The organism is Pseudomonas sp. GM78 (assembly GCF_000282475.1).
Lineage (GTDB): Bacteria > Pseudomonadota > Gammaproteobacteria > Pseudomonadales > Pseudomonadaceae > Aquipseudomonas.
Window position 1 is genome coordinate 33,816 of sequence record NZ_AKJF01000061.1, and the last position, 23,119, is coordinate 56,934.

General features: G+C 60.3%; 27 protein-coding genes. 16 read left to right on the forward strand and 11 right to left on the reverse strand.

From position 1 onward, the window contains the following. Positions 1-11 precede the first annotated feature (11 nt). Positions 12-677 carry a bifunctional 4-hydroxy-2-oxoglutarate aldolase/2-dehydro-3-deoxy-phosphogluconate aldolase gene (locus tag PMI35_RS24065; protein ID WP_008056780.1) on the forward strand — a complete coding sequence of 222 codons (666 nt, stop codon included), beginning with the start codon at positions 12-14 and terminating at the stop codon, positions 675-677. Between the two features lie 209 nt (positions 678-886). On the opposite strand, the gene PMI35_RS24060 is transcribed toward PMI35_RS24065, so the two are convergent. Both PMI35_RS24060 and PMI35_RS24055 read right to left on the reverse strand, forming a co-directional pair. Further along, positions 887-2,068 carry an aminotransferase class V-fold PLP-dependent enzyme gene (locus PMI35_RS24060; RefSeq protein ID WP_008056782.1) on the reverse strand — a complete coding sequence of 394 codons (1,182 nt, stop codon included), beginning with the start codon at positions 2,066-2,068 and terminating at the stop codon, positions 887-889. A gap of 12 nt (positions 2,069-2,080) precedes the next feature. Next, positions 2,081-2,317 (reverse strand): DUF3820 family protein, encoded by a 237-nt coding sequence (locus PMI35_RS24055; RefSeq protein WP_008056784.1) that lies wholly within the window; start codon positions 2,315-2,317, stop codon positions 2,081-2,083. A 204-nt stretch (positions 2,318-2,521) separates the two neighbouring features. Here PMI35_RS24055 and PMI35_RS24050 point away from each other — a divergent pair, with 204 nt between their 5' ends. The 4 genes from PMI35_RS24050 (at position 2,522) to PMI35_RS24035 (ending at position 6,196) form a co-directional block, all read left to right on the forward strand. Continuing rightward, positions 2,522-2,989: a ferritin-like domain-containing protein gene (locus PMI35_RS24050; protein ID WP_008056786.1), complete on the forward strand. Its 468-nt coding sequence runs from the start codon at positions 2,522-2,524 to the stop codon at positions 2,987-2,989. Positions 2,990-3,146: 157 nt separating this feature from the next. Next, positions 3,147-5,135, forward strand: a complete 1,989-nt coding sequence (locus PMI35_RS24045) for an FUSC family protein (RefSeq protein ID WP_008056788.1) — start codon at positions 3,147-3,149, stop codon at positions 5,133-5,135. Further along, positions 5,122-5,328, forward strand: a complete 207-nt coding sequence (locus PMI35_RS24040; RefSeq protein WP_008056790.1) for a DUF1656 domain-containing protein — start codon at positions 5,122-5,124, stop codon at positions 5,326-5,328. Before PMI35_RS24045 ends, PMI35_RS24040 begins: the two co-directional genes overlap by 14 nt. Positions 5,329-5,338: 10 nt before the next feature. Next, positions 5,339-6,196, forward strand: coding sequence for an efflux RND transporter periplasmic adaptor subunit (locus PMI35_RS24035; RefSeq protein WP_008056791.1), 858 nt, complete (start codon positions 5,339-5,341; stop codon positions 6,194-6,196). 87 nt (positions 6,197-6,283) lie between these two features. Here PMI35_RS24035 and PMI35_RS24030 read toward each other — a convergent pair whose 3' ends face one another. Continuing rightward, positions 6,284-6,754: a MaoC family dehydratase gene (locus PMI35_RS24030; RefSeq protein ID WP_008056792.1), complete on the reverse strand. Its 471-nt coding sequence runs from the start codon at positions 6,752-6,754 to the stop codon at positions 6,284-6,286. 41 nt (positions 6,755-6,795) lie between these two features. After that, complete coding sequence (locus PMI35_RS24025) at positions 6,796-7,740, reverse strand: alpha/beta hydrolase (protein ID WP_008056794.1); 945 nt, start codon at positions 7,738-7,740, stop codon at positions 6,796-6,798. A gap of 227 nt (positions 7,741-7,967) precedes the next feature. Between PMI35_RS24025 and fadD2 the strand changes: the two genes are divergently transcribed. Continuing rightward, the gene (fadD2, locus tag PMI35_RS24020; RefSeq protein WP_008056796.1) at positions 7,968-9,656 is read left to right on the forward strand and encodes a long-chain-fatty-acid--CoA ligase FadD2; all 1,689 of its coding nucleotides are present in this window, start codon (positions 7,968-7,970) and stop codon (positions 9,654-9,656) included. Positions 9,657-10,034: 378 nt separating this feature from the next. Then, the gene (fadD1, locus tag PMI35_RS24015; protein WP_008056797.1) at positions 10,035-11,735 is read left to right on the forward strand and encodes a long-chain-fatty-acid--CoA ligase FadD1; all 1,701 of its coding nucleotides are present in this window, start codon (positions 10,035-10,037) and stop codon (positions 11,733-11,735) included. Between the two features lie 120 nt (positions 11,736-11,855). Here fadD1 and PMI35_RS24010 read toward each other — a convergent pair whose 3' ends face one another. Beyond that, positions 11,856-12,233 carry a hypothetical protein gene (locus tag PMI35_RS24010; protein WP_008019269.1) on the reverse strand — a complete coding sequence of 126 codons (378 nt, stop codon included), beginning with the start codon at positions 12,231-12,233 and terminating at the stop codon, positions 11,856-11,858. 199 nt (positions 12,234-12,432) lie between these two features. Here PMI35_RS24010 and PMI35_RS24005 point away from each other — a divergent pair, with 199 nt between their 5' ends. The 3 genes from PMI35_RS24005 (at position 12,433) to def (ending at position 14,303) form a co-directional block, all read left to right on the forward strand. Further along, entirely contained in the window at positions 12,433-12,624 is a 192-nt protein-coding gene (locus tag PMI35_RS24005; protein ID WP_008056799.1) for a CsbD family protein, read from the forward strand. Between the two features lie 177 nt (positions 12,625-12,801). Continuing rightward, on the forward strand, positions 12,802-13,761 hold the full coding sequence (locus PMI35_RS24000; protein WP_008056800.1) for a YihY/virulence factor BrkB family protein: 960 nt from the start codon (positions 12,802-12,804) through the stop codon (positions 13,759-13,761). A gap of 2 nt (positions 13,762-13,763) precedes the next feature. Further along, a complete protein-coding gene (def, locus tag PMI35_RS23995; protein WP_008056801.1) occupies positions 13,764-14,303 on the forward strand; it encodes a peptide deformylase in 540 nt (179 codons plus the stop codon). A 6-nt stretch (positions 14,304-14,309) separates the two neighbouring features. On the opposite strand, the gene PMI35_RS23990 is transcribed toward def, so the two are convergent. Further along, entirely contained in the window at positions 14,310-14,720 is a 411-nt protein-coding gene (locus PMI35_RS23990; protein WP_008056803.1) for a GNAT family N-acetyltransferase, read from the reverse strand. A 315-nt stretch (positions 14,721-15,035) separates the two neighbouring features. Between PMI35_RS23990 and PMI35_RS23985 the strand changes: the two genes are divergently transcribed. Continuing rightward, the gene (locus PMI35_RS23985; RefSeq protein ID WP_008056805.1) at positions 15,036-15,593 is read left to right on the forward strand and encodes a cysteine hydrolase family protein; all 558 of its coding nucleotides are present in this window, start codon (positions 15,036-15,038) and stop codon (positions 15,591-15,593) included. 106 nt (positions 15,594-15,699) lie between these two features. Here the strand turns inward: PMI35_RS23985 and PMI35_RS23980 are convergent, their stop codons facing one another. Genes PMI35_RS23980 through PMI35_RS23965 form a run of 4 tightly spaced genes read right to left on the reverse strand, consistent with a single transcriptional unit; the run spans position 15,700 to position 17,421 of the window. Then, complete coding sequence (locus PMI35_RS23980; RefSeq protein ID WP_008056806.1) at positions 15,700-15,906, reverse strand: SEC-C metal-binding domain-containing protein; 207 nt, start codon at positions 15,904-15,906, stop codon at positions 15,700-15,702. Further along, positions 15,903-16,397 (reverse strand): LEA type 2 family protein, encoded by a 495-nt coding sequence (locus PMI35_RS23975; protein ID WP_008056807.1) that lies wholly within the window; start codon positions 16,395-16,397, stop codon positions 15,903-15,905. The genes PMI35_RS23980 and PMI35_RS23975 overlap by 4 nt, the downstream gene beginning before the upstream one ends. Positions 16,398-16,442: 45 nt before the next feature. After that, positions 16,443-16,919, reverse strand: a complete 477-nt coding sequence (locus PMI35_RS23970) for a YchJ family protein (RefSeq protein ID WP_008056808.1) — start codon at positions 16,917-16,919, stop codon at positions 16,443-16,445. Positions 16,920-16,923: 4 nt separating this feature from the next. Beyond that, positions 16,924-17,421, reverse strand: a complete 498-nt coding sequence (locus PMI35_RS23965) for a DUF6231 family protein (protein ID WP_008056809.1) — start codon at positions 17,419-17,421, stop codon at positions 16,924-16,926. A 190-nt stretch (positions 17,422-17,611) separates the two neighbouring features. On the opposite strand from PMI35_RS23965, the gene PMI35_RS23960 reads away from it, so the two are divergent. From PMI35_RS23960 to PMI35_RS23945, 4 genes are all read left to right on the forward strand, one after another. After that, the gene (locus tag PMI35_RS23960; protein WP_008056810.1) at positions 17,612-18,307 is read left to right on the forward strand and encodes an OmpA family protein; all 696 of its coding nucleotides are present in this window, start codon (positions 17,612-17,614) and stop codon (positions 18,305-18,307) included. 90 nt (positions 18,308-18,397) lie between these two features. After that, the gene (locus tag PMI35_RS23955) at positions 18,398-19,114 is read left to right on the forward strand and encodes an OmpA family protein (RefSeq protein ID WP_008056811.1); all 717 of its coding nucleotides are present in this window, start codon (positions 18,398-18,400) and stop codon (positions 19,112-19,114) included. Between the two features lie 147 nt (positions 19,115-19,261). Beyond that, positions 19,262-19,540 carry a DUF1145 domain-containing protein gene (locus tag PMI35_RS23950; RefSeq protein ID WP_008056812.1) on the forward strand — a complete coding sequence of 93 codons (279 nt, stop codon included), beginning with the start codon at positions 19,262-19,264 and terminating at the stop codon, positions 19,538-19,540. Then, positions 19,533-20,291 (forward strand): collagen-like triple helix repeat-containing protein, encoded by a 759-nt coding sequence (locus PMI35_RS23945; RefSeq protein WP_008056813.1) that lies wholly within the window; start codon positions 19,533-19,535, stop codon positions 20,289-20,291. Before PMI35_RS23950 ends, PMI35_RS23945 begins: the two co-directional genes overlap by 8 nt. 113 nt (positions 20,292-20,404) lie before the next feature. Here PMI35_RS23945 and PMI35_RS23940 read toward each other — a convergent pair whose 3' ends face one another. Then, on the reverse strand, positions 20,405-20,869 hold the full coding sequence (locus PMI35_RS23940) for a CopD family protein (protein ID WP_008056814.1): 465 nt from the start codon (positions 20,867-20,869) through the stop codon (positions 20,405-20,407). Positions 20,870-20,967: 98 nt separating this feature from the next. On the opposite strand from PMI35_RS23940, the gene dinG reads away from it, so the two are divergent. Continuing rightward, on the forward strand, positions 20,968-23,112 hold the full coding sequence (gene dinG, locus PMI35_RS23935) for an ATP-dependent DNA helicase DinG (protein WP_008056816.1): 2,145 nt from the start codon (positions 20,968-20,970) through the stop codon (positions 23,110-23,112). Positions 23,113-23,119: the final 7 nt, after the last annotated feature.

A 23,119-nucleotide genomic window follows, 5' to 3' on the forward strand; every position in this document is an offset into this window, starting at 1 on the left:
GAACAGCCGCTATGACAAACCCATCCCCGACCGTTTCCATGGCGGATAAAGTTGCCCTGATCGACAGCCTCTGCGCCAAGGCGCGGATCCTGCCGGTGATTACCATTGCCCGCGAACAGGACATCCTGCCGCTGGCCGATGCCCTCGCGGCCGGTGGCCTGACCGCCCTGGAAGTGACCTTGCGTTCGCAGTTCGGCCTCAAGGCCATCCAGGTCCTGCGTGAACAGCGTCCGGAGCTGGTGACCGGTGCCGGCACCGTGCTCGATCGCCACATGCTGGCCGCGGCTGAAGCGGCGGGTTCGCAGTTCATCGTCACGCCAGGCATCACCCGTGACCTGCTCGAAGCCAGCGTCGACAGCCCGATTCCGCTGTTGCCAGGCATCAGCAACGCCTCGGGCATCATGGAAGGCTACGGCCTGGGCTATCGCCGCTTCAAACTGTTCCCGGCGGAAGTCAGCGGCGGCGTCGCGGCCATCAAGGCCCTGGGCGGCCCGTTCGGCGAAGTGAAATTCTGCCCGACTGGCGGTGTAGGTCCGGCCAACATCAAGAGCTACATGGCGCTGAAAAACGTCATGTGCGTGGGCGGTAGCTGGATGCTTGATCCGGAGTGGATCAAGAACGGTGACTGGGCCCGCATTCAGGAATGCACCGCCGAGGCCTTGGCGCTGCTGGACTGATCCGCTTCACCTGACACGTAGTTGTGTGTTTTACGGCTTTACGGTGCGCTTGGTCGGTGCACCGTTTTTTTTTGCCCGCAAAAAAAACCTGGTATCGGCGCGTTTCTCTGTAGGAGCAAGGCTTGCCCGCGATGGCGTCCTGTCAGTCGACATCAATGTTGAATGGGATGCCCTCATCGCGGGCAAGCCTTGCTCCTACAGATGGTCCGTTATCGCAGCTCAGTCAACGCCGTGGTCAACAACATCATGTCAGCCGCAGTCGTGGTCAGCCCCGGCGTGATGCGGATACACGGACCACAGGCCGCACCACTGCGCACTACGGTGAACAGGTTGTAGTCGCGCAGCAAACGCTCGACCATCGGCTGCTGCTCGGCATGGGCGACAAAGCGCATCGAGGTGATGCCGCAATACAGCCTTGGGTCGTCCGGCGTCATGACTTCGATCCCCGGCAGCTCGCGTGCCGGCTTAACCCACAGGTTGCGCAAGTAGTTGAGCCGCGCCCCCTTGGCCGCCGAACCGCCCATCGCATGATGTTCCTCGATGACCAGCGGCAAGGTCAGCAAGGCCGGAATGTTCGGTGTGCTGTAGGGTGTGCGGGCGCGGATGTCGGTGACCGGGAAATGCATCTCGCCCATGTCCGGGTCGATGTCGGCCAGGCGCTCGGGGGCGATGTAGATGAAACCCAGGGTCAGCGGCGCACCGATCCACTTGTGCAGGTTGTAGGCGGCGAAGTCGATACCCAGCTCATTGAGATCGAATTCGAACTGGCCCAGCGCGTGGGCACCGTCGAGGATCACGTCGATGCCATGTTCCCGGGCTGCGGCTGCAATCGCCTGGACCGGCATCACCAGGCCGGTGCGGTGGGTGACGTGGGTCAGGGCCATCAGCTTGAGTCGCGGGTAACGCGTGAAGGCGTCGCGGTAGGCGCCCAGCAGGCTGTCGAAACTGGCGGGATGCGGGTGTTGGATCTCGATCACTTCGACGCCGCGGTTGCGCGCCAGCCAGCGCATGGCGCCCTTGACCGTGTCGTACTCCAGGTCGCTGAACAGCACCTGGTCGCCTGGCTTCAAGCGGTTGTAATTGCGGATCAACGATTGCAACCCGTCCGTCGCGTTGCGGGTGAGGGCGACGCTCTCTGCGGCAACGCCAATCAAACCGGCCACCTGCGAGCTGATCTTCTGGCTCTCGCCCTGTTCGAAACGCTGGCGCACATACACCGAGTTGCTGCGGTTGATCAGCTCGATGTTGCGCTGGTATTCCTCGACCACCGTGCGCGACATACGCCCGAAGTAACCGTTTTCCAGGTTGATCGGGCCGGGTTGAACGTCGTAGCGGTCGGCAAAGGTTCGCCAGAAAGCTTCATCACGGGCGCGGCGGGTGTTATCGGGCATGGGTTACTCGGTTCAATGGCGGGGTGCGGGTTTGCCATGTTTGGCGCGCAAGGGTTCGAGCAACTCGGACAAGCCGTTGTGATCGATTTCCTGCATCAGGGCCAGCAAGCCACCCAGTTCGCCATGGGGGAAACCTTCCCGGGCGAACCAGTTGAGGTAGGGGCCGGGCAGGTCGGCGATGATCCGGCCCTTGTATTTGCCAAAGGGCATTTGCCGGGTAATCAGCAGTTCGAGCTTTTCGGGGTTCATCAATCTATCGCCTTGAATCAATCAGTCTGGAAAATACAGGCATTCTGCATGCAGGCCAAATGACAGATCATGCAAATAAAACGGATGCGAATTCCTAGGTTGATTTTAACTTATTGAAAAATAACAAATTACTGATCGGCTTCGGGCTGGCATGACGAGTGCAATAGCTATTGCATCTTTCATCAACCCGCAAGGAATTGAAAAATGACCGACATGAATAAAGAAGCGATTTCTGTACTCAACGACCTGATTGAAACCAGCAAGGACGGTCAGGAAGGGTTCAAGACTTGCGCTGAAGACATCAAACACCCTGAACTCAAAACCCTGTTCGTGCAACGCTCGGCCGACTGCGCCGCAGCGGCGGCAGAACTGCAGAGCGCCGTGCGTTCCATGGGTGGCGATCCGGAAACCTCCACCAGTGTCAGCGGTGATCTGCACCGTCGCTGGGTCGACGTGAAGTCGATGTTCACCGGCAAGGACGAAGAGGCCGTGCTCAATGAAGCCGAGCGTGGTGAAGACCATGCGCTGAAGGCCTACAGGGACGCCATGGAAAAAATCAACAAGCACAACCTGGTAGGCATTCGTGACATCGTTGAGCGCCAGTATCACGGCGTACAACGCAATCACGACCAGGTAAAAGCCCTGCGTAACCAGGCTCGCGCACGCTCGTAAGCGTTCGTTAGCTGTCAAAAACGCCAGCCAGTCTGGCGTTTTTTTGTGGGGTGGATTTATTGCTGGACGGGATATAGATAGCTAGCTAATAATTTGTTTTTCAAGTTACACGGCCCAAGCCGACTATCGTTAAATCGTCCTTCCAAGAGTCCATTCCGTGCCTATCACTCTGCAGGCCCTGTTCCTGCCTGACCGCCGCGCCGTGCAATTCGCGATCAAAACCTTGATCGGCGGGGGCGTTGCGCTGTGGCTTGCGTTGCGCTGGGGCCTGGAGCAACCGGCCTGGGCGTTGATGACGGCCTTTATCGTGGCCCAGCCGTTGTCCGGGATGGTCTTGCAAAAAGGCTTGGCGCGGCTGCTGGGGACATTGGTCGGGACAATCATGTCGGTGGTGTTCATGGGCGTTTTCGCCCAGACCCCCTGGCTGTTCCTGTTGGCGCTGGCGTTGTGGCTGGGGCTTTGTACCGCCAGCTCAACGTTGTTGCGCAGCGCCTGGTCCTATTCATTTGTGCTGGCCGGCTACACGGTGGCGATCATTGCCTTGCCCGCCATCAACCATCCGCTGACGGTGTTCGATCAGGCGGTGGCGCGTTGCACGGAAATCTGCCTCGGGATTATCTGCGCCACGGCCAGCAGTGCCTTGCTCTGGCCGCTGCGGGTCGAACGGCAATTGGCGGATCAGGCCCGGGCTGCCTGGCAAAGCGGCATCAAGGCGGCGCAGTCGACCCTGGCCGGTGATGCCCAGGCGCGCAAGGGGCTGCTGGAAATCCTCGGACGAATCGTCGCGGTGGACGCCCAGCGCGAACACGCCTGGTTCGAGGGCAGCCGCGGCCGCCAACGAGCGCGGGCCATCAGTGGCTTGAGCCAGAAGCTGTTGATGCTGCTGCGTATTGCCCGTTCGGTGCGCCGGCAGTGGAAGCAGTTGGCGGCGCAAGAGTCCGGGCAGTTATTGCCCTGGATGAACCAGGTTCAGGAGGCGCTGACCAGTGCCGATGGCGCGACCCTGCAAGCCTTGCGCCCGCGTTTGCTCGATGCTTCCCATGATCCGGGTATCAGTTCTGCGCAGAGTTACTGCCTGGTCCGCTTCACCTTGTTGATCGATACCGCCCTGGCGGCAAACGCGGCGTTGAAAGCGGTGGAGCAGGGCGGTGAAACACTCGACCCGCCGAGAACCCTGACACCGCACCGCGATCTGTCTTTGGCCCTGGTCTTCGGTGCCCGCAGCGCACTGGCCTTCCTGGTGGTGTCGTGCTTCTGGCTGGCGACCGCCTGGCCGGCTGCCGCCGGTGCACTGGTATTGACCTGCGTGGTATGCAGCCTGTTTGCCAGTCGTGAGAACGGTGCACAGATCGGCATGAGTTTCATGCGGGGGATTTTCCTGGCTATTCCGGCGGCGTTTATCGTCGGGCAAATTCTACTGCCGCAGTGGAGCAGTTTCGCGATGCTGTGCCTGGCCATGGGGGTGCCGCTGTTTTTCGGCGCGCTGGGCATGGCCAAGGCGCAGATCGGTGCTACTGCCACCTCGTTTTGCCTGCATTTCATTGTGTTGGTCGCACCGTTGAACCAGATGCAGTTCGACGTCGCAACGTTCTTCAACAGCGCGCAGGCCATGGTGATCGGTGTCGGTGCTGCGGTGCTGGCGTTCCATCTGCTGATCCTGCGTAATCCGGCCTGGCATGGCCGACGTCTGTTGGCGGCAACCCTGGACGATCTGGTGCGCCTGACCCGGCGCAACCTGGCCGGCGCCGAAAGCTGGTTCGGCGGGCGCATGGCCGACCGCTTGCTGCAACTGGCGCGGCACTATCCGGAACTGCCGGAACCGGCGCGCAGTCGTTGGGACGACGGCTTGCTCGGCCTGGACATCGGCGATGAATTGCTGCACCTGCGCTTGAGCCTGGCGGTGGCGCAAGTACCGGTTACGGAGCCGCAACGGCGTTATCTCGATGACTTGGAAAAAATCCTGCGCCAAGGCCCGGCCGGCAGTCGCGCCGAGGCATTGGCCGAGCCGAGCGCAGCATTGCTGCAAACCTTGTACGCCTTGCCCCCCGGTGATGCGGTGACGCTGGCCCAGGGTGCGGTGCTGCAATTGCAAAACAGCTGGCGTGCCTGGTGCCGCCAGCAGGAGGAAGTCGATGGGCTTGCGTGAGTGGTCGGTGGGCGGCGTGCTGCTCAGCCCGTTCCTGATTTATGTGGTGCTGGCACTGCTGGTGACCGGCGCATTGCGCCTGTTGTTGCGCCTGACCCCAGCGAGCCGCTGGATATGGCATGAAGCGTTATTCGATTGCGCCTTGTACGTCTGCGTATTGACCGCGATCACCGTCGTCCTCGGACCTTTGTAAGGAGTTGAATATGCGTACCTCCGTACGTGTCGCGGTCACCCTGTGCCTGGTGGCGGTGGCGATTTTTGCAGGTTTGCATTTGTGGCAGTACTACATGCTGACCCCCTGGACCCGCGACGCGCGCATTCGTGCCGACGTGGTGGTGATTTCCCCGGATGTGTCAGGCTGGGTGCGCGAGCTCAAGGCCTACGACAACCAGCAGGTGAAGGCCGGCGACCTGTTGCTGAGCATTGACCGCGACCGTTTCGAAGCCGCGCTGGAAAAGGCCCAGGCCGTGGTGCAAACCCGCCAGCAGCAACTCAGCCTGCGCGAGCGCGAAGCCAGCCGACGCGCCAGCCTCGGGCCGCAGGCAATCAGTGCGGAACTACGGGAAAACGCGCAGATCAACGCCGGCATTGCCCGTGGCGAGCTGCGTGAAGCCCAGGCCGAAGCCAAGGCCGCGCAAATCAATCTGGACCGCAGCCAGATCCACGCCCCGCGCAACGGCCACATCACCAACCTGCGCCTGGCCCAGGGTAACTATGTGAATGCCGGGCAATCGGTGATGGCCCTTATCGATGACTCGACCTTTTATGTGCAGGCGTATTTCGAAGAAACCAAACTGCCGCGCATTCGTGTCGGCGACCCGGTGAAGGTCTGGTTGATGAGTGCCGGGGATGCCTTGCAGGGGCGGGTGGAAAGCATCAGCCGGGGGATTACCGACCGCAATACCACGCCGGATGGCCAGTTGTTGGCAGAGGTGGAGCCGACGTTCAACTGGGTTCGGCTGGCGCAACGGATTCCGGTGCGGATCAAACTTGATAACGTGCCTGAAGGGCTCAACCTGAGTGCGGGGATGACGGCGAGCGTGCAGGTGCAGGAACCTTAAGATCAAAAGATCGCAGCCTGCGGCAGCTCCTACAAGTGAGCGCGAAACCCTGTAGGAGCTGCCGTAGGCTGCGATCTTTTAGCGGCATCAGCCAATGCTGATCGGCGGCAACTCGGTCAAGGTCACCGACTGTTGCTTGCGCGGGGCCAGGATCTGCGCCTCGCCATCCACCACCAGCTCATCGCGCTGGTTGAACACGCGAGTGGCGATGCGCACACGAAACTTCGGCAGTTTCTCGAGGATTTCCAGGCGCACCGTCAGGGTGTCGCCAATCTTCACCGGCTTCTGAAAGCTCATCTGCTGGCCGATGTAGATAGTGCCCGGCCCAGGCAGCTCGCAGGCGACCGCGGCACTGATCAGCGCACCGCTGAACATGCCGTGGGCGATACGCTCCTTGAACATGGTGCTGGCGGCGTATTCGGCGTCCAGGTGTACCGGGTTGTGGTCGCCCGACATCGCGGCGAACAGCTGGATATCGCGCTCTTCGACGGTTTTGCTGAAGCTGGCGGTCTGGCCGACTTCGAGGTCTTCGTAAGGGGTGTTGGTAACCTGGGTCATGTGTCTGGATTCCTGTGACGAATTAAAAAATTCACAAAAAACTATTCGGTTCGGTGTGGTCGTGGACTGCTCAACGCCTGGTTGATCCAGGCCAACACGTCGCTCGTCACTTCATCACGGTTGATGTCGTTGAACAGTTCGTGCCGTGCCTGCGGGTAAACGGTCAGTTGCAAGCTCTGGCTGCCAGCCTCGTGCAATGCGTTGGCCAGATCCTTCAGACGCTTGCCCTCGCTCACCGGATCACATTCGCCGCCAATCACCAGCAGCGGCAGGCCCGGGTCGATCTGGGCGAGATTGGACGCTTTGCTGATTTGCTGCAACCCGCCGAGCAAATCGAGCCATAGCTGGTTGGTGCAGCGAAAGCCGCACAGCGGATCGTTTGCGTACAGGTCGACTTCCACCGGGTCACGGCTGAGCCAGTCGAAGCGGGTGCGCGCCGGTTTGAATTTTTTGTTGAACGAGCCGAACGACAGCCATTCGATCAGGGCACTACGCCCCTTGGGGCCCTGGCGCAGGCGTTCGAGACGAGCGATTTGCCGGGCCGCTCGATAAAGCGCCACGGGCTGGAAATTCGAACCGCTGAGAATGGCCCCGTGCAGGCTGGCGCTGTGATGCAGCAGATAGGCCTGGGCGATGTAGCTGCCCATGCTGTGCCCCAGCAGCACGATGGGTGCCCCCGGGTGTTGCTGGCCGATGTGCTGGTTGAGGCACGCCAGGTCGCCCACCACTTTGGCCCAGCCGCCTTCGTCAGCGAAATGGCCGAGCGTCCCATCTTCGGCAGTTTTGCCATGTCCACGCTGGTCGGGTGCGTAGACGCCGTAGCCCTGTTCGCAGAGTTTTTCCGCCAGGCGCGCGTAGCGGCCGCTGTGTTCCGCCATGCCGTGAGCCAGCAAAATCACGGCCTTGAGCCCGCCAGCAGGCAGCCACTGGTTGACGAAGAGACGGCTGCGGTCACTGGTGGTCAGCCAGAACGTGTCGTGGATCATGGCGATTCCTTTCCATGCAGGGGGCGCGAGGTGGTTGCATTGTATAGCGCATAACGGCGCTGGCATCAGCCCACGCCACGGCGGGAAGATTCACACGATCAATGACGCCTTGGCCCATATTTGCCTGATTCACCATAGCTGCTAGTGTCCGTGAAGCTCCGCGTTCTGTTGTCGAGAAATGACAGACCAGCGGCCCCGGATAGGTTCAGGTAAAGAGGACAAGAACAATGCAACCTGATTTCTGGAATGACAAACGCCCGGCCGGCGTACCCCTGGACATTGATGTCGCTGAATACAAGTCGGTCATCGAGGTGTTCGAGCGTTCCTGCAAGAAGTTCGCGGATCGCCCGGCATTCAGCAACATGGGCGTCACCCTGACCTACGCCGAACTGGAACGCTACAGCGCAGCGTTCGCCGGTTACCTGCAAGCCCACACCGACCTGGTGCCGGGGGATCGCATCGCGGTGCAGATGCCCAACGTCCTGCAATATCCGATCGCCGTGTTCGGCGCCTTGCGCGCCGGGCTGATCGTGGTCAACACCAACCCGCTGTACACCGCGCGGGAGATGCGTCATCAGTTCAAGGACTCCGGTGCCCGGGCACTGGTGTACCTGAACATGTTCGGGGCCAAGGTCCAGGAAGTGCTGGCGGACACCGACATCCAGTACCTGATCGAAGCGAAGATGGGCGACCTGATGCCCGCCGCCAAGGGCTGGCTGGTCAATACGCTGGTGAGCAAGGTGAAAAAAATGGTTCCGGCCTATTCCTTGCCCCAGGCCATTTCCTTCAAAAGCGCCTTGCACCAGGGCAAAGGAAAGAGCATCAAGCCGCTGAACGCCGGCCTCAAGGATATTGCGGTGCTGCAATACACCGGCGGTACCACCGGCCTGGCCAAGGGGGCGATGCTGACCCACGGCAACCTGGTGGCGAACATGCAGCAGGCGCGGGCCTGCCTCAGCCAGTTCGCGGCCGACGGCCAGGCGCTGCTGCGTGAAGGCCAGGAGGTGATGATCGCGCCGCTGCCGCTGTACCACATCTATGCATTCACGGCCAATTGCATGTGCATGATGGTGACCGGTAACCACAACGTGCTGATCACCAATCCGCGGGATATTGGCGGCTTCATCAAGGAACTGAAAAACTGGCGGTTCTCGGCATTGCTCGGGCTCAACACGCTGTTCGTCGCGCTGATGGACCACCCGGATTTCAAGACCCTCGATTTCTCCAGCCTCAAGCTCACCAACTCCGGCGGCACCGCACTGGTCAAGGCCACGGCCGAGCGCTGGGAGCAGTTGACCGGTTGCCGCATCACCGAAGGTTACGGCCTGACCGAAACCTCGCCGGTGGCCTGCACCAACCCGTATGGCGACCAGTCGCGCATCGGCACGGTCGGTCTGCCGGTGCCGGGCACCACGTTGAAGGTCATCAACGACGAAGGTGTCGAACAGCCCTTGGGCGAGCGAGGCGAGTTGTGCATCAAGGGCCCGCAGATCATGAAGGGCTACTGGCAGAAACCCGAAGCGACCAACGAAGTGCTGGACGCCGAAGGCTGGTTCAAGTCTGGCGACATTGCGGTGATCGACCCGGACGGCTTTGTGCGCATCGTCGATCGCAAGAAGGACATGATCATCGTCTCTGGTTTCAACGTGTACCCGAACGAAATCGAAGACGTGGTCATGGCTCACCCGAAAGTCGCCAACTGCGCGGTGATCGGGGTACCGGACGAGCGCTCGGGCGAGGCGGTGAAGTTGTTCGTGGTGGCCCGTGAGGCGGGGGTCAGCCTTGAAGAGCTGAAGGCCTACTGCAAGGAAAACTTCACGGCGTACAAGGTGCCAAAGCACATCGTCTTGCGTGAATCGTTGCCGATGACGCCGGTGGGCAAGATTCTGCGGCGGGAGTTGCGGGATATCGCATAAGCGTTGAATGGCCGCGCTTCGCGCGGTTCGCGGGCAAGCCTCGCTCCTACAAGTTTGAGTCATTCACACTCCTTGTGAACGACACCAATCCTGTGGGAGCGGGCTTGCCCGCGATGCGTTTAAGGGAAAGCCCCGAATTTCGGGGCTTTCAGCGACATATAGGTTTTTTACTCTAAAATGACCGGTTTCTATTCTTGAGTCATAAAAGTGACCGTAGAGGCTGCTTTTGGCTCTAGTCGACCCAATTTAAAGCTGCTACTCTCGGCGCGCTTTGTGACTTCTCGGCCTAGTAAAAAGCCAGACTCACCTATAGACAAACACCAATAATAATCGCATCAAATGCGGTGTTGAATTCGCGTTGCTGAGGAGTGGGCTTCCATGATCGAAGACTTTTGGAAGGATAAGTACCCAGCTGGAATTGCTGCCGACATCAATCCAGACGAGTACCCGAATATTCAGGCAGTGTTGAAGCAGTCCTGCCAACGCTTCGCCAACAAACCGGCTTTCAGCAACCTGGGCAGGACAATCACCTACGGTGAGCTGTACGAATTGTCCGGTGCCTTTGCCGCTTACCTGCAACAGCATACCGATTTGCAGCCGGGCGATCGAATCGCCGTGCAACTGCCGAACGTGTTGCAGTACCCGGTTGCCGTCTTCGGTGCCATCCGCGCCGGCTTGATCGTGGTCAACACCAACCCGCTGTACACCGCACGGGAGATGGAACACCAGTTCAACGACTCCGGTGCCAAAGCCCTGGTTTGCCTGGCCAACATGGCGCACCTGGCTGAAACCGTGGTGCCGAAAACCGGGGTCAAGCACGTGATCGTCACGGAAGTGGCGGACCTGCTGCCACCGCTCAAGCGTCTGCTGATCAACAGCGTGATCAAGTACGTGAAGAAGATGGTGCCGGCCTACCACCTGCCCAAAGCCGTCAAGTTCAACGACGTGCTGAGCAAGGGGCATGGCCAGCCCGTGACCGAAGCCAGCCCGGCCAGCAGCGATGTGGCTGTGCTGCAATACACCGGCGGCACCACCGGCGTGGCCAAGGGCGCGATGCTGACCCACCGCAACCTGGTGGCGAACATGCTGCAGTGCAAGGCGCTGATGGGCTCCAACCTCAATGAAGGCTGCGAGATCCTGATCACGCCGCTGCCGCTGTACCACATCTATGCCTTCACCTTTCATTGCATGGCGATGATGTTGATCGGTAACCACAACATCCTGATCAGCAATCCGCGCGACCTGCCGGCGATGGTCAAGGAACTGTCGAAGTGGAAGTTCAGCGGTTTCGTCGGCCTCAACACCCTGTTCGTGGCCCTGTGCAACAACGAAGGCTTCCGTAAGCTGGATTTCTCAGGCCTGAAAGTCACCCTGTCCGGCGGCATGGCCCTGCAACTGGCAGCGGCGGAGCGCTGGAAAGCGGTCACCGGTTGCGCCATCTGCGAAGGTTACGGCATGACCGAAACCAGCCCGGTGGCCACGGTCAACCCGATCCAGAACATCCAGATCGGCACCATCGGCATTCCGGTGCCGTCGACCCTGTGCAAAATCGTCAATGATGCCGGTGTCGAGCAGCCGATGGGCGAAATCGGCGAGCTCTGTGTGAAAGGGCCGCAAGTCATGAAGGGCTACTGGCAGCGCCAGGACGCCACCGATGAAATCCTCGACAGCGAAGGCTGGTTGAAGACCGGCGACATCGCGCTGATCCAGCCCGATGGCTACATGCGCATTGTCGATCGCAAGAAAGACATGATCCTGGTGTCCGGTTTCAACGTGTACCCGAACGAGCTGGAAGACGTGCTGGCGACCCTGCCGGGCGTGCTGCAATGCGCGGCCATCGGTGTGCCGGACGAGAAGTCGGGCGAGGCGATCAAGATTTTCATCGTCGCCAAGCCGGGCGTGACCCTGACCAAGGAAACGGTGATGGAGCACATGCGCGCCAACGTCACCGGCTACAAGGTTCCGAAAGCCGTGGAATTCCGCGATGCGCTGCCGACCACCAACGTCGGCAAGATCCTGCGTCGTGAACTGCGTGATGAAGAGTTGAAAAAGATCAACGCGAAGAAAACCGCCGCGTAACAAAAAAGCCCCGCAGATGCGGGGCTTTTGTTGAAGCAAGATCAAAAGATCGCAGCCTGCGGCAGCTCCTACAGGGGAATGCGATCCCTGTAGGAGCTGCCGCAGGCTGCGATCTTTTGGTTATTGGCGGAACGGCGCGAAATTGACGTTGGTGCCCGCCGGGCGCATGTCCTGCAGGAACGAGTCCTTGTCGGCGCTCAGTTCCAGGCTCAGGGCCGCTTTGCGCTTGCCTTCGTTGCGTACCACCAGGCCTTCGAGCTTCTCGCGCAGGAACACCGTCGGCACTTTAAGGTGCAGCAGTTCGTCGGTGTCCGGGGTGTGCATCAGCAGGTGAATCCACTCGTACTGACCCACCGCCAGGCGCGACACCGGGATGTCGAACCACCAGATGTTGCGGTTGCGGTTCAGTTCGGTGAAGTGGCAATTGTTGACGCCAAGCACAGCACCGCCGAGTTCCTGATTTCTGCGGGCAATGGCCTGCTTTTTATCGAGTTTCATAACATTCCTACAAAATTGGATCTTCAGCGCCAGGGCCTGAATACGTTGCGCATTCTCGGGGGTTGCCGGGCAAACATAAAGCCCAACCTGCATTGAACGATGAAATGTCAGCGGAAAATAAATGAAACTCCCTGCAAACGCCCCCGGTCAACCTTGTGTAACCACTTTTTCTCATTGAGATGTTCACAGGAGAAACACCATGGGCAGCACAAGCGATAAAGTCAAAGGCATGGCCAACGAAGCCGCGGGTAACGTCAAGCAAGGCGTGGGCAAGGCCACCAATAACCCCAACCTGCAAGCCGAAGGCAAGGCTCAGGAAAGGAAAGGCGAGGCCCAGCAGGCTGTCGGCAAAGCCAAGGACGCGATCAAGAAAGGTGTCGACAAAGCGTAATACGGCCTTTTGTGAGCGTAAGAAACGGCCATCCACGGATGGCCGTTTTTGTGTCAGCCTGAACTTGAGCGACGAAATCGTTTCAAAGTCGCCAGGTAGGCTAGTTTGATCAATACAAGCGGCCCCTGAGTCGCCACGATCTCAACCCAACCCTGTATGCGGCGAATGGAGACGCGAATGATTTTCCCGGACATGAGAGGCCTGCCCCTGCACCGTGTGATGATGCGCACGGTCACCGAGTTCGTCGATGACGAGATGTCGACCTATGCCTCGGCGCTGGCCTATCAAATGCTGTTTTCGCTGTTTCCGTTCATCCTGTTCCTGATTGCCCTGATCGGCTTCCTGCACCTGCCGGATTTCTTTTCCTGGTTGCGCCTGCAATCGGAACTGGTTTTGCCACCCCAGGCGCTGGAACAGGTGAACCCGGTGATCGACCAGCTCCAGCAATCCAAGGGTGGCCTGCTGTCAGTGGGTATCGTGATTGCCCTGTGGACCGCCTCGGCCGGTGTGCGCCTGATGATGAGTGCGATGAACGCCGCCTACGATGTGGTTGAAGGCCGGCCGGCGTGGAAGCGCTTTCCGCTGTCGATCATATACACCGTCGGCATCGCCGGGATGCTGCTTATCGCTGCCGCCCTGATGGTGCTCGGGCCGCAGGTGATGAGCTGGATCGCGGCGCAAGTTGGTCTTGAGTACTTCATCGTCACGCTGTGGAGCATCGCGCGCTGGCCGGTGATCGTTATTCTGTTGATGGTCGCCGTGGCATTGATCTACTACGTTATGCCCGACGTTAAACAGGAGTTTCGCTTCATCACCCCAGGTTCGGTGCTGTCCGTGGTGGTGTGGATCATCGCGTCCCTGGGCTTCGGTTTGTACGTCAAGGAATTCGCCAACTACAACGCCATGTATGGCAGTATCGGTGCGATCATCGTGCTGTTGCTGTACTTCTACATATCCGCCGCCGTGTTGTTGCTGGGCGCGGAAATGAATGCGGTGATCGAGCACATGTCGCGCGAGGGCAAGGAACCTGGCGAGAAGGTCCCCGGCGAGCATGGCCCCGTCCATGAGGAAAAACACCACGTGTCGGGACTGGGCCGCGATCATTCAAAACCCAAACCGACCATTGACGAAACCTGACCATGATCCGTGAAATCCTGAAAATGGGCGATGAACGCTTGCTGCGCATTGCCCCGCAAGTGCCGGCCGAGATGTTCGACAGCCCCGAGTTGTGGCAACTGATCGACGACATGTTCCAGACCATGGAAAGCGTCGGCGGGGTTGGCCTGGCTGCGCCGCAGATCGGTGTCGACCTGCAACTGGTGATCTTCGGCTTCGAGCACAGCGAACGTTACCCGGACGCCGAAGCGGTACCGCAGACCATTTTGATCAATCCGCTGATCACGCCGCTGAGCCCGATCCTGGAAGAGGGTTTCGAAGGGTGCCTGTCGGTGCCTGGCCTGCGCGGCGCGGTGGATCGATATCAACACATCCGCTACGAAGGGTTCGACCCCAAGGGCGAGCCGATCGTGCGTATCGCTTCGGGGTTTCACGCGCGGGTGGTGCAGCACGAGTGCGACCACCTGATCGGTCGGTTGTACCCGTCGCGCATCAGCGACTTCAGCAAGTTCGGGTTTACCGAAGTGATGTTCCCGGACCTTGATCCCAACGCAGACGACTGAGCTGTTCTACGGCGCCAGGCCCATGGCGATCATCGGCTTGCTGCGGGCGTAGCGACTCAGACGCTCGACCATGGCGTAAGGCATCGGTGGATCGAAGGCAAAGCCACGACGTTGATAAAAATCACGCAAGTCCGGATGACAGAACAGCCATACCGGGCTTTCAATGTGGCGGGTGGCCGCGGCGATCAGTGCGGCGGCGACACCCTGTTCGCGACAGGCCGGGTCGACAAACAGTCCGGTCAGCCAATGCCCGCCGGACACAGGCCGCAAGCACAGCGCTGCGACGATCTCGTCGCGCCGCGCCACCCACAATTGTGCGTCGCGCACCGCCTTCATCGACGATTGGTGGGCGCGATAAAACTTGTTCATCAGCGGCCATAACGGCTCTTCGAGCCGGGTGTACTGGGTATCGGGCATGGTCTTGGACTGTCGGTGCTCAAAGCCTGGGATTATAAAAGAACACGTCGGCTGCGATAGGTGTATACCTGATCTCACATCCCCTGTCCGTGGAGTACGCATCATGTCCAAAGGTATGGATTCGAAGAAAGCAGCGAAGAAAAAACCGCTGAAAACCGCCATCGAAAAGCGCACGGAAAAGAAAGCCAAGAAGGTGGGCGTGTTCGGTCATTGAGCCCGCGCGGGTGATCGCTCCCATGCAACATGGGAGCGATCCTTATGAAATAATCTGCAAAATCTGCCCATACCCTTCAACCCTGTCCGAGAAAAGTTTGCATGGAGCTCAAGACCAACGCGGCGCTGATCATCATCGACCAACAGAAAGGCATCCTGCACCCCAAGCTCGGTCGGCGGAACAATCCCCACGCCGAGGAACGCATGCTGGCACTGCTGGGCCATTGGCGCCGCAGCGCTCGGCCGGTGATCCACGTGCAGCATCTGTCCCGTTCAGAGGATTCAGTGTTCTGGCCCGGGCAGTCCGGGGTGGAATTTCAGGAACGGTTCCTGCCTGCGCCTGGCGAACGACACATTCAAAAACAGGTACCGGATGCGTTTTGTTCGACGGGGCTGGAAGCCGTTTTGCGTGAGGCGGGGATCGCGCAACTGGTCATCGTTGGCGTGGCGACTCACAACTCGGTGGAGTCCACGGCGCGCACGGCAGGTAACCTGGGATTTGAGACCTGGGTGGTGGAGGATGGTTGCTTTACCTTCGACAAGGCCGACTTTTTTGGCAATGCCCATTCAGCCGAAGAGGTGCATGGGATGTCGCTGGGGAACCTGCATGGCGAGTACGCCACAGTCGTCAGCAGCGCACATATCCTGAATAACGACTGAAGCGTCGTAGGAGCCAGGCTTGCCGGCGAACCAGACAGCGCGGTATGTCAGCCTGCCGCTTTCTACAAGCCGGCGACCCGACAAGCCAGCCCTACAGTTCAGCCGATCAAGCGCCGTGGCACTTCTTGAACTTCTTGCCGTTGCCGCATGGGCAAGGGTCGTTGCGGCCAACGTCTTTCAAGGCGTTGCGCACCGGTTCCTGGTGGGCGTGGCCGCAGTTCGGGCCGTGGACATGGCCATGGTCGTGATCATGCTGGTGGTGGTCATGATCGTGGTTGCAGTCTGGGCCATGAACATGGGGTTGCTGGGTCATCGAGGTTGCTCCGGAGTTAGATCGGCGGGGATTATCACGCCATTACGTGCCAGGTGCACGTAGTGAGCGATGAATAAACCGGTTTCCATCTCACCTTCCAGACGATAGGGAACGGCCTGCTCGGGGTTTTTCAGCTGTTTGACCAGGTCCTTGACCTTGGGCCAGAGGTTGGTGCGGATCGGCACCTTGTAAAAACGGCTGCTCCTGGGGTTAACGGAGACCCAGTGCTCATGCTCGCCTTCGGCCAACAGGATGTCGCCCAAGTGGATGCGATATTCCAGGCCGCGCACGGTCAACTCGCTGTCGCGACGGTTGTCGATGCGAAAGTGCAGGACAAACCGTTGCTCCATCAGCTTGGCCCGCACGACTTCGACCTTGACCAGATGCACCTCGGGGTCTGGTTCATCGGTACTGAACCAGGATGCGCAGCCGCCGAGCCCCAAGCAAAGAGCCAGCGTGAGTAGAATGCGTGAGAGTTGCTGGGTGATCATGGTCGTTTGTCTCCCTTGAACCCCAGTCTAGCCGTTGACCTTGTATCAGCTACCAAAATACCCCGAACAGCACTTCTTGAACTTATGCCCACTGGCGCAAGGGCAGGCGTCGTTGCGCCCGATGTCCAGTTGCACGGTAGGGTCGATGAAGTACCAGCGTCCGGCATTCTGCACAAACGAGGAACGTTCGCGATGGCTGTGTTCGCCGCTGCCGTCGTGCCAGCGTGCGGTGAACGTGACGAAGGCATGCTCCGGCTGGCCGCCGAGTACTTCGGAGCTCTCGACTTCAAGGCCCAGCCAGGTGCTCTGGGCACTCCAGTCAGTGATCGATTGTCGATCGAGCCCGCTCTGCTGGGCGGGCAGGGTGGTGGCCACCAGGTAATCGATCAGGCCCAGCACGTAGGCGCTATAGCGCGAGCGCATCAGGGCTTCGGCGCAGGGTGCCGGATGCCCGGCATGGTAATGGCCGCAGCAGGCATCGAGCAGGGTGCCGCTGCCGCAAGGGCAAATGGATGTACTCATTGCGTTACCACCAGTATTTCCCGAAATTTTCCGGATTGGCCCAGAACCGCGAGTTGAGCCAGTCGGGTACTTGTTTGTATTCAAGCAGATCATAGGTGAACAGCGTCAGTACCTGTTCGTCACGCTGGAAGCGTTCACTGGCTTGCAGCGCCAGGGAGAAAAAATCCGTTTCCTGCCAGCCGCTCGCCGGCAGGTCGGCCAGCACCGCGATGCGGCTGGCGTTGAGGTTGCGAATGCCACCGAGCAGGTTCAGGCCATCACGCTTGGGCAAGTGTTCGAGGCAGTCGACCACCAGCGCCAGATCAAAGCGGCGCGCCGCCAGCTCAGCGGGCAACGGCCCGGGTGCCGTATGCGCGACGCTGGTGTCCGGGTGCGCAAGCTTGAAGGCCTCAAGCGCGGGGAACTCGCTGGCGCCAATCAACAACAGGCGCGCAGGGGCATAACGGTCCAGCAAAGCGGCCAACGCCTGCTGCGGCGTACGTGAAGAAATACCTGCAATCATCGAAGATCCTCAATCAGATTTGCCAAGACTAGCCTGCCCGCTTGTTCGATCCTAGAGCGGCTTTGCCTGAAAAGTCACGATCGCCTGTGAACACGGGACAAAACTGCTATGGCCTATTGCTGGCGGAGATTAAAACTCCGGTCTTTACTCCCTGAATCGGTTCTAAGCCGATCCTTCAGGAGAAAACTAGATGAGCATAGTTCGGACAGCATTACCCCTGGTTCTGCTAACCAGTGTGTTGACTGGTTGCGCAGGTTTGCAGAAAACCGACTGGCCGACCTGTGCCGCGGTCGGTGGTGTCGTAGGTGCGGGTCTCGGCGCGACCGAGAGTTCATCATGGGCCGGTTATGGCGCGTTGGTAGTCGGTGCTACGGCGGCAGCCTATTGCTGGGTTCACGGTGATGGTGACGAAGATGGCGATGGTGTGCTCGATAGCCGCGACAAGTGCCCGGGCACGCCAAGAGGCGTGAAGGTCGATGCCGATGGCTGCCCACCACCAGCGCCTGCTCCAGTGGTTGAAGAGGTCGTGGTGGTCAAGGAAGAAACCATCGTCATCCGCGATGTCAACTTCGAGTTCGACTCGGCCAAGCTGACGGCCGCCGATAAAGACAAGCTCAACACCATTGCCACTCGCCTGAAACAGGAAGCAGCCAGCGCCCGACTGACCGTGACCGGTCACACCGACAGCGTGGGCAGCGACGCCTACAACCAGAAACTGTCGGACCGCCGCGCGCATTCGGTGGTGGAATATCTGATCGAAAGCGGTGTGCCTCGCAGCAGCTTCGTGTCGGTCAGCGGCGCCGGGGAAAGCCAGCCGGTTGCCGACAACAAAACCGCTGACGGCCGCGCGATGAACCGTCGCACGGAAATCAAAATCAACCGCTAGACCCCTCGCATCCACCGCTTGTGCAGTCGTGGATGCGGGTCTTTACTCCTGTGTAACCGGCATCGGCCGGTGACACAGGAGCTTTCAAAAATGAGCAATTTCACACGGACCGTCTTGCCGGTTCTGCTGCTTGGCAGCCTGTTGACCGGTTGCGCTACTCACAGTGATGGCACCGCCCCCCTCAATCAACGTACCTGGCCAATCTGCAGCCTCATTGGCGGCCTGGTCGGTGGAGGCCTGGGCGCTATTGGAAGTAGCGGTTGGGCGGCCGGTGGAGCGGCGCTCGGGATCTTGAGCGGTGGCTTGATCTGTTATGCCCAGGATGGCGACGAAGACGACGATGGCGTGTTCGACCGTCGTGATCGCTGCCCTGACACCCCTGCCAATACACCTGTGGAACATCATGGCTGCCCACTGCCGCAATACCCGGCCAGCGTGAAAGCTGAACCTGTGCAAGCCGAAGTCATCACCCTGAGCGATGCCGATGATGTGCTGTTTGCCTTCAATAGCGCTGACTTGACCCCCAGCATGCAAAGCAAGCTGGATTCGGTCATGGGCAAACTGCAGGACCCCAGCGTCGCGAGCATCAAGGTGATCGGCCATACCGACAGCGTCGGATCGGATGAGTACAACCAGGAGCTGTCGCAAAGGCGTGCCAGCAGTGTCGCCGACTACCTGCTCAGCCAGCACGTTGCACCCGATAAAGTCACCAGCGAAGGCAAGGGTGAAAGCGAGCCTGTTGCCGATAATGAAACCGAAGAAGGCCGTGCGGAAAATCGCCGCGTGGAATTGCACATCAATCGCTGAACCCCGCGATAGAGCCGTCGGGCGATGATTGACGTCGTTCCGTCGGCCATTTGCCATCTTCCGGAAGAATTTTCGCTTGCCCTCTGGCTTATGCCGCGTGGAAGCCGTTACTGTGCGAGCAAATAATAATTCTCATCGGGGGCGGGTATGAAGGTGATATGGGGGCTGGGGAAGCTGTTGACCCTGGTGTTCTGGTTGGTGGTGCTGGTCAATCAGCTCACACCGTTCATCTATCCGCTGCACCCGCTGGTCGATCTGGCCGGCTGCCTGCTGGCGGGGCTTCATCTGCTGGAGGCGGTGTTCTGCTACCGCAGCCTCAGGGGCCGTGCCCATCCTTGGCTCGATCGCTTGAAAGTGCTCATTTTCGGCGTATTCCACCTGCAAACCCTCCCGGCTCCCACCGCACGTAAGGCTTCCCATGCGTAAATTCTGTCTGCTCGCCGCCCTCATCAGCCCATTGGCTTGCGCCCAGGTGGTGAGTGTCGAAACCAACTCGCTGATGCGCCTGCCCAACACCGCCAGCACCTTGCAACTGGAACGCCTGGAAGTGGCTGACTACGGCACCTTGCTGATTCCTTCGAACGTGACCGAGGTCAGTGTCGGTGAACTGCACTTGGGCCGTGACGCGCGGATCACCATAGTGCCCGGCGAACAGCCTCTGGAGCTGAAGGTCAACCGTGCCGAATTGTCCGAGGGCAGCCAGATCACCGCGCGCGGCGCACCGGGGACTTACCAGAAGGCTGCCCGCTCCGGGCGCAACCTGAACATGCAGATCAAGGCACTGAAGGCGCCGCAACTGCTGGTGGATGCCCGCGGTGGCACGGGCGCACCGGGCTTTGTCGGCCTCGACGGGGCCAACGGCCAGGCACCGGGTTGCGCCTGGGGCCAGGCGGGTCGCGGTGCCGACGGCAGCGATGGCAGCAATGGTCAGGCCGGTGCGCCTGGCGCGGCGGTGAGGCTGGCCGTACCGCGTGATTACCCGGCCGACCAGATCAAAGTGCAAGTGGCTGGCGGCGCCGGTGGCGTGGCCGGGCCTGGCGGCAAGCCAGGGGCGGGCGGCAAGGCCAAGGGCTGCCTGGTCTACAAGGCCGATGGTGGCAAGAGTGGCAAGCCTGGCGTTGACGGGCAGCCAGGGGTGGAGGGGGCTGCGGGTTCGGTGACGGTGCAGCGGTTGTAATCCCCCCCGTACCGATCGTTCCCACGCTCTGCGTGGGAATGCAGCCCGTGACGCTCCGCGTCACTGGACGCAGAGCGTCCCTTGAGGCATTCCCACGCAGAGCGTGGGAACGATCAAAGCGTCGGCCGAACCGCCGCAATCGCCACCAACACCAGGCCAACGATCAGATTGATCCCCACCAACCGGCGAATCCTTCCCAGCACCGCAGCCCCCGCCGGCCAATCCTGGGCCGTTACCGCGGTGCGCAACTCCGGCAACATCAACGCCTGGATCCGGATAAACAGCGCGGTCATCACTACATACAACCCCATCATCACCTGCACGTAACGCGGTGCGGTTTCAAAACCGCTGTACTGCAAATGAATCATGCCGACGCCACTGATCGGCAACAGCACCACCGCGACCCACACCCAACGAAAAAAACCCTGAAACACTTCCAGCCACAGCTTCAGCCGGGCAGGGCCCTCCAGTGCCTTCAAGGCCGCGGGGCGCAAGACCATCCAGGCGAAAAACATGCCGCCGACCCACACCAGTGCGGCGAGGACATGCAGGCTATAAATGAGGCTAAAAGGTGTCATTGGGTTACTCCGTTCTGCGCGGGATTAATTAGCGGGGTATGATAGCGGCCGAACCGAACCACTGAAAATTTATCCAGCGTTTTTTGCGCCCGACAATCATGATCAGCACTGAACTCAAAACCACGATCCAGGGCGCCTATTCGCGTTTTCTCGAAGCCAAGAGCCTCAAGCCGCGCTACGGCCAACGCCTGATGATCGCCGAAATCGCCAAGGTCCTCGGTGACATCGACACCGACGACGAAGGCCGGCGCAGTGGCGACCCCGCGATTGTCGCGGTGGAAGCCGGCACCGGTACCGGCAAGACCGTGGCCTACAGCCTGGCGGCCATCCCCACGGCCAAGGCGGCCGGCAAACGCCTGGTGATCGCCACGGCCACCGTCGCCTTGCAAGAGCAGATCGTCTACAAGGACTTGCCCGACCTGATGCGCAACAGCGGGCTGAATTTCAGTTTTGCGCTGGCCAAGGGACGTGGGCGCTACATGTGCCTGTCCAAGCTCGACATGTTGCTCCAGGAAGGACACGCACAAACCGCCACCGCCCAGCTGTTCGAAGAAGAAGGCTTCAAGATCGAGGTCGATGAGGCCAGTCAGAAGCTGTTTACCAGCATGATCGAGAAGCTCGCCGGCAATAAGTGGGACGGCGACCGCGACAGCTGGTCCACTGCCCTGGAGGACGCCGACTGGGCGCGCCTGACCACCGATCACAGCCAGTGCACCAACCGCCATTGCCCGAACTTCGGCCAGTGCGCCTTCTACAAGGCCCGTGAAGGCATGGGCAAGGTCGATGTGATCGTCACCAACCACGACATGGTCCTGGCCGACCTGGCACTGGGTGGCGGTGCCGTGCTGCCCGATCCGCGCGACACCATCTACGTGTTCGACGAAGGCCACCACCTGCCGGACAAGGCCATCGGCCACTTTGCCCATTACACGCGCCTGCGCTCCACCGCCGACTGGCTGGAAACCACCGCCAAGAACCTCACCAAGCTGCTGGCCCAGCACCCCTTGCCGGGTGACCTGGGCAAGTTGATCGAGCAAGTGCCGGAGCTGGCGCGGGAGATCAAGACCCAGCAGCAGTTCATGTTCACCGCCTGCGAACAGGCCGCCGATTTCAAGCCCGGCGAAGACGTCGAAGGCCGCGAACGCCCGCGTCACCGTTTCGTCGGCGGGGTGATTCCCGAACACATGCGCGAAATGGGCATCGAGTTGAAGAAAGGCTTTGCGCGCCTGACCGACCTGTTTACCCGTCTCACTGAGTTGCTCAAGGAAGGCATGGACGGCGAGGTCAATATCGGGATCGCCAGTAACCAGGCCGAAGAGTGGTATCCACTGTTCGGCAGCCTGTTGTCCCGCTCTTCGGGCAACTGGGAATTGTGGGTCGCGTTCACCGCCGAAGACCCGGAAGACAATCCGCCCATGGCCCGCTGGCTGACCCTGTCGGAAAGCGGCTCGCTGTTCGATATCGAAGTCAACGCCAGTCCCATCCTGGCGGCGGAAATGCTCCGGCGAAACCTGTGGAACGTGGCCTATGGCGCGCTGGTGACTTCGGCGACCTTGACCGCCCTGGGCACCTTCGACCGCTTCCGCATGCGCGCCGGCCTGCCGAAAAAAGCCGTGACCGCCGTGGTGCCGAGCCCGTTCCATCACGCCGACGCCGGTGTGTTGCGGGTGCCGAACCTGAACGCCGATCCGCGGGATGCGGCGGCCCATACCGCGGCGATCATCCGCGATCTGCCGGAATTGGTGGAAGGCTCGAGGGGCACGCTGGTGCTGTTTTCCTCGCGCAAGCAGATGCAGGACGTGTTCGACGGCCTGGACCGCGACTGGCGCAAGCAAGTGTTCATTCAAGGTAACCTGTCGAAACAGGAAACCCTGAACAAACACAAGGCGCGGGTCGATGGCGGTGATTCCAGTGTGCTGTTCGGCCTGGCGAGTTTTGCCGAAGGGGTCGACTTGCCTGGCGCGTACTGCGAGCACGTGGTGATCGCCAAGATCCCGTTCTCGGTACCGGATGATCCGGTCGAAGCGGCCCTGGCCGAATGGATCGAGGCCCGTGGCGGCAATCCGTTCATGGAAATTTCGGTGCCGGATGCCTCGCTGAAACTGGTCCAGGCCTGCGGTCGCCTGCTGCGTACCGAAGAGGACCGCGGCACCATCACCTTGCTTGATCGGCGCCTGGTCACCCAGCGCTATGGCAAGGCGATCCTCAATGCGTTGCCTCCCTTCCGTCGTGAAATTTCCTGATAAACCG

What these genes read in the sequence shown, in the direction of transcription:
- PMI35_RS24055 (WP_008056784.1), bottom strand. Translation starts at nt 2,317, where the DNA reads ATGAACCCCGAAAAGCTCGAACTGCTGATTACCCGGCAAATGCCCTTT.
- PMI35_RS23950 (WP_008056812.1), top strand. Translation starts at nt 19,262, where the DNA reads ATGAAGGTGATATGGGGGCTGGGGAAGCTGTTGACCCTGGTGTTCTGG.
- PMI35_RS23980 (WP_008056806.1), bottom strand. Translation starts at nt 15,906, where the DNA reads ATGACCCAGCAACCCCATGTTCATGGCCCAGACTGCAACCACGATCAT.
- fadD2 (WP_008056796.1), top strand. Translation starts at nt 7,968, where the DNA reads ATGCAACCTGATTTCTGGAATGACAAACGCCCGGCCGGCGTACCCCTG.
- PMI35_RS23985 (WP_008056805.1), top strand. Translation starts at nt 15,036, where the DNA reads ATGGAGCTCAAGACCAACGCGGCGCTGATCATCATCGACCAACAGAAA.
- dinG (WP_008056816.1), top strand. Translation starts at nt 20,968, where the DNA reads ATGATCAGCACTGAACTCAAAACCACGATCCAGGGCGCCTATTCGCGT.
- PMI35_RS24035 (WP_008056791.1), top strand. Translation starts at nt 5,339, where the DNA reads ATGCGTACCTCCGTACGTGTCGCGGTCACCCTGTGCCTGGTGGCGGTG.
- PMI35_RS23970 (WP_008056808.1), bottom strand. Translation starts at nt 16,919, where the DNA reads ATGAGTACATCCATTTGCCCTTGCGGCAGCGGCACCCTGCTCGATGCC.
- PMI35_RS24050 (WP_008056786.1), top strand. Translation starts at nt 2,522, where the DNA reads ATGACCGACATGAATAAAGAAGCGATTTCTGTACTCAACGACCTGATT.
- PMI35_RS23940 (WP_008056814.1), bottom strand. Translation starts at nt 20,869, where the DNA reads ATGACACCTTTTAGCCTCATTTATAGCCTGCATGTCCTCGCCGCACTG.
- PMI35_RS24010 (WP_008019269.1), bottom strand. Translation starts at nt 12,233, where the DNA reads ATGAAACTCGATAAAAAGCAGGCCATTGCCCGCAGAAATCAGGAACTC.
- def (WP_008056801.1), top strand. Translation starts at nt 13,764, where the DNA reads ATGATCCGTGAAATCCTGAAAATGGGCGATGAACGCTTGCTGCGCATT.
- PMI35_RS23955 (WP_008056811.1), top strand. Translation starts at nt 18,398, where the DNA reads ATGAGCAATTTCACACGGACCGTCTTGCCGGTTCTGCTGCTTGGCAGC.
- PMI35_RS24065 (WP_008056780.1), top strand. Translation starts at nt 12, where the DNA reads ATGACAAACCCATCCCCGACCGTTTCCATGGCGGATAAAGTTGCCCTG.
- PMI35_RS24000 (WP_008056800.1), top strand. Translation starts at nt 12,802, where the DNA reads ATGATTTTCCCGGACATGAGAGGCCTGCCCCTGCACCGTGTGATGATG.
- fadD1 (WP_008056797.1), top strand. Translation starts at nt 10,035, where the DNA reads ATGATCGAAGACTTTTGGAAGGATAAGTACCCAGCTGGAATTGCTGCC.
- PMI35_RS23965 (WP_008056809.1), bottom strand. Translation starts at nt 17,421, where the DNA reads ATGATTGCAGGTATTTCTTCACGTACGCCGCAGCAGGCGTTGGCCGCT.
- PMI35_RS23960 (WP_008056810.1), top strand. Translation starts at nt 17,612, where the DNA reads ATGAGCATAGTTCGGACAGCATTACCCCTGGTTCTGCTAACCAGTGTG.
- PMI35_RS24005 (WP_008056799.1), top strand. Translation starts at nt 12,433, where the DNA reads ATGGGCAGCACAAGCGATAAAGTCAAAGGCATGGCCAACGAAGCCGCG.
- PMI35_RS24060 (WP_008056782.1), bottom strand. Translation starts at nt 2,068, where the DNA reads ATGCCCGATAACACCCGCCGCGCCCGTGATGAAGCTTTCTGGCGAACC.
- PMI35_RS23990 (WP_008056803.1), bottom strand. Translation starts at nt 14,720, where the DNA reads ATGCCCGATACCCAGTACACCCGGCTCGAAGAGCCGTTATGGCCGCTG.
- PMI35_RS24040 (WP_008056790.1), top strand. Translation starts at nt 5,122, where the DNA reads ATGGGCTTGCGTGAGTGGTCGGTGGGCGGCGTGCTGCTCAGCCCGTTC.
- PMI35_RS23975 (WP_008056807.1), bottom strand. Translation starts at nt 16,397, where the DNA reads ATGATCACCCAGCAACTCTCACGCATTCTACTCACGCTGGCTCTTTGC.
- PMI35_RS24030 (WP_008056792.1), bottom strand. Translation starts at nt 6,754, where the DNA reads ATGACCCAGGTTACCAACACCCCTTACGAAGACCTCGAAGTCGGCCAG.
- PMI35_RS23945 (WP_008056813.1), top strand. Translation starts at nt 19,533, where the DNA reads ATGCGTAAATTCTGTCTGCTCGCCGCCCTCATCAGCCCATTGGCTTGC.
- PMI35_RS24025 (WP_008056794.1), bottom strand. Translation starts at nt 7,740, where the DNA reads ATGATCCACGACACGTTCTGGCTGACCACCAGTGACCGCAGCCGTCTC.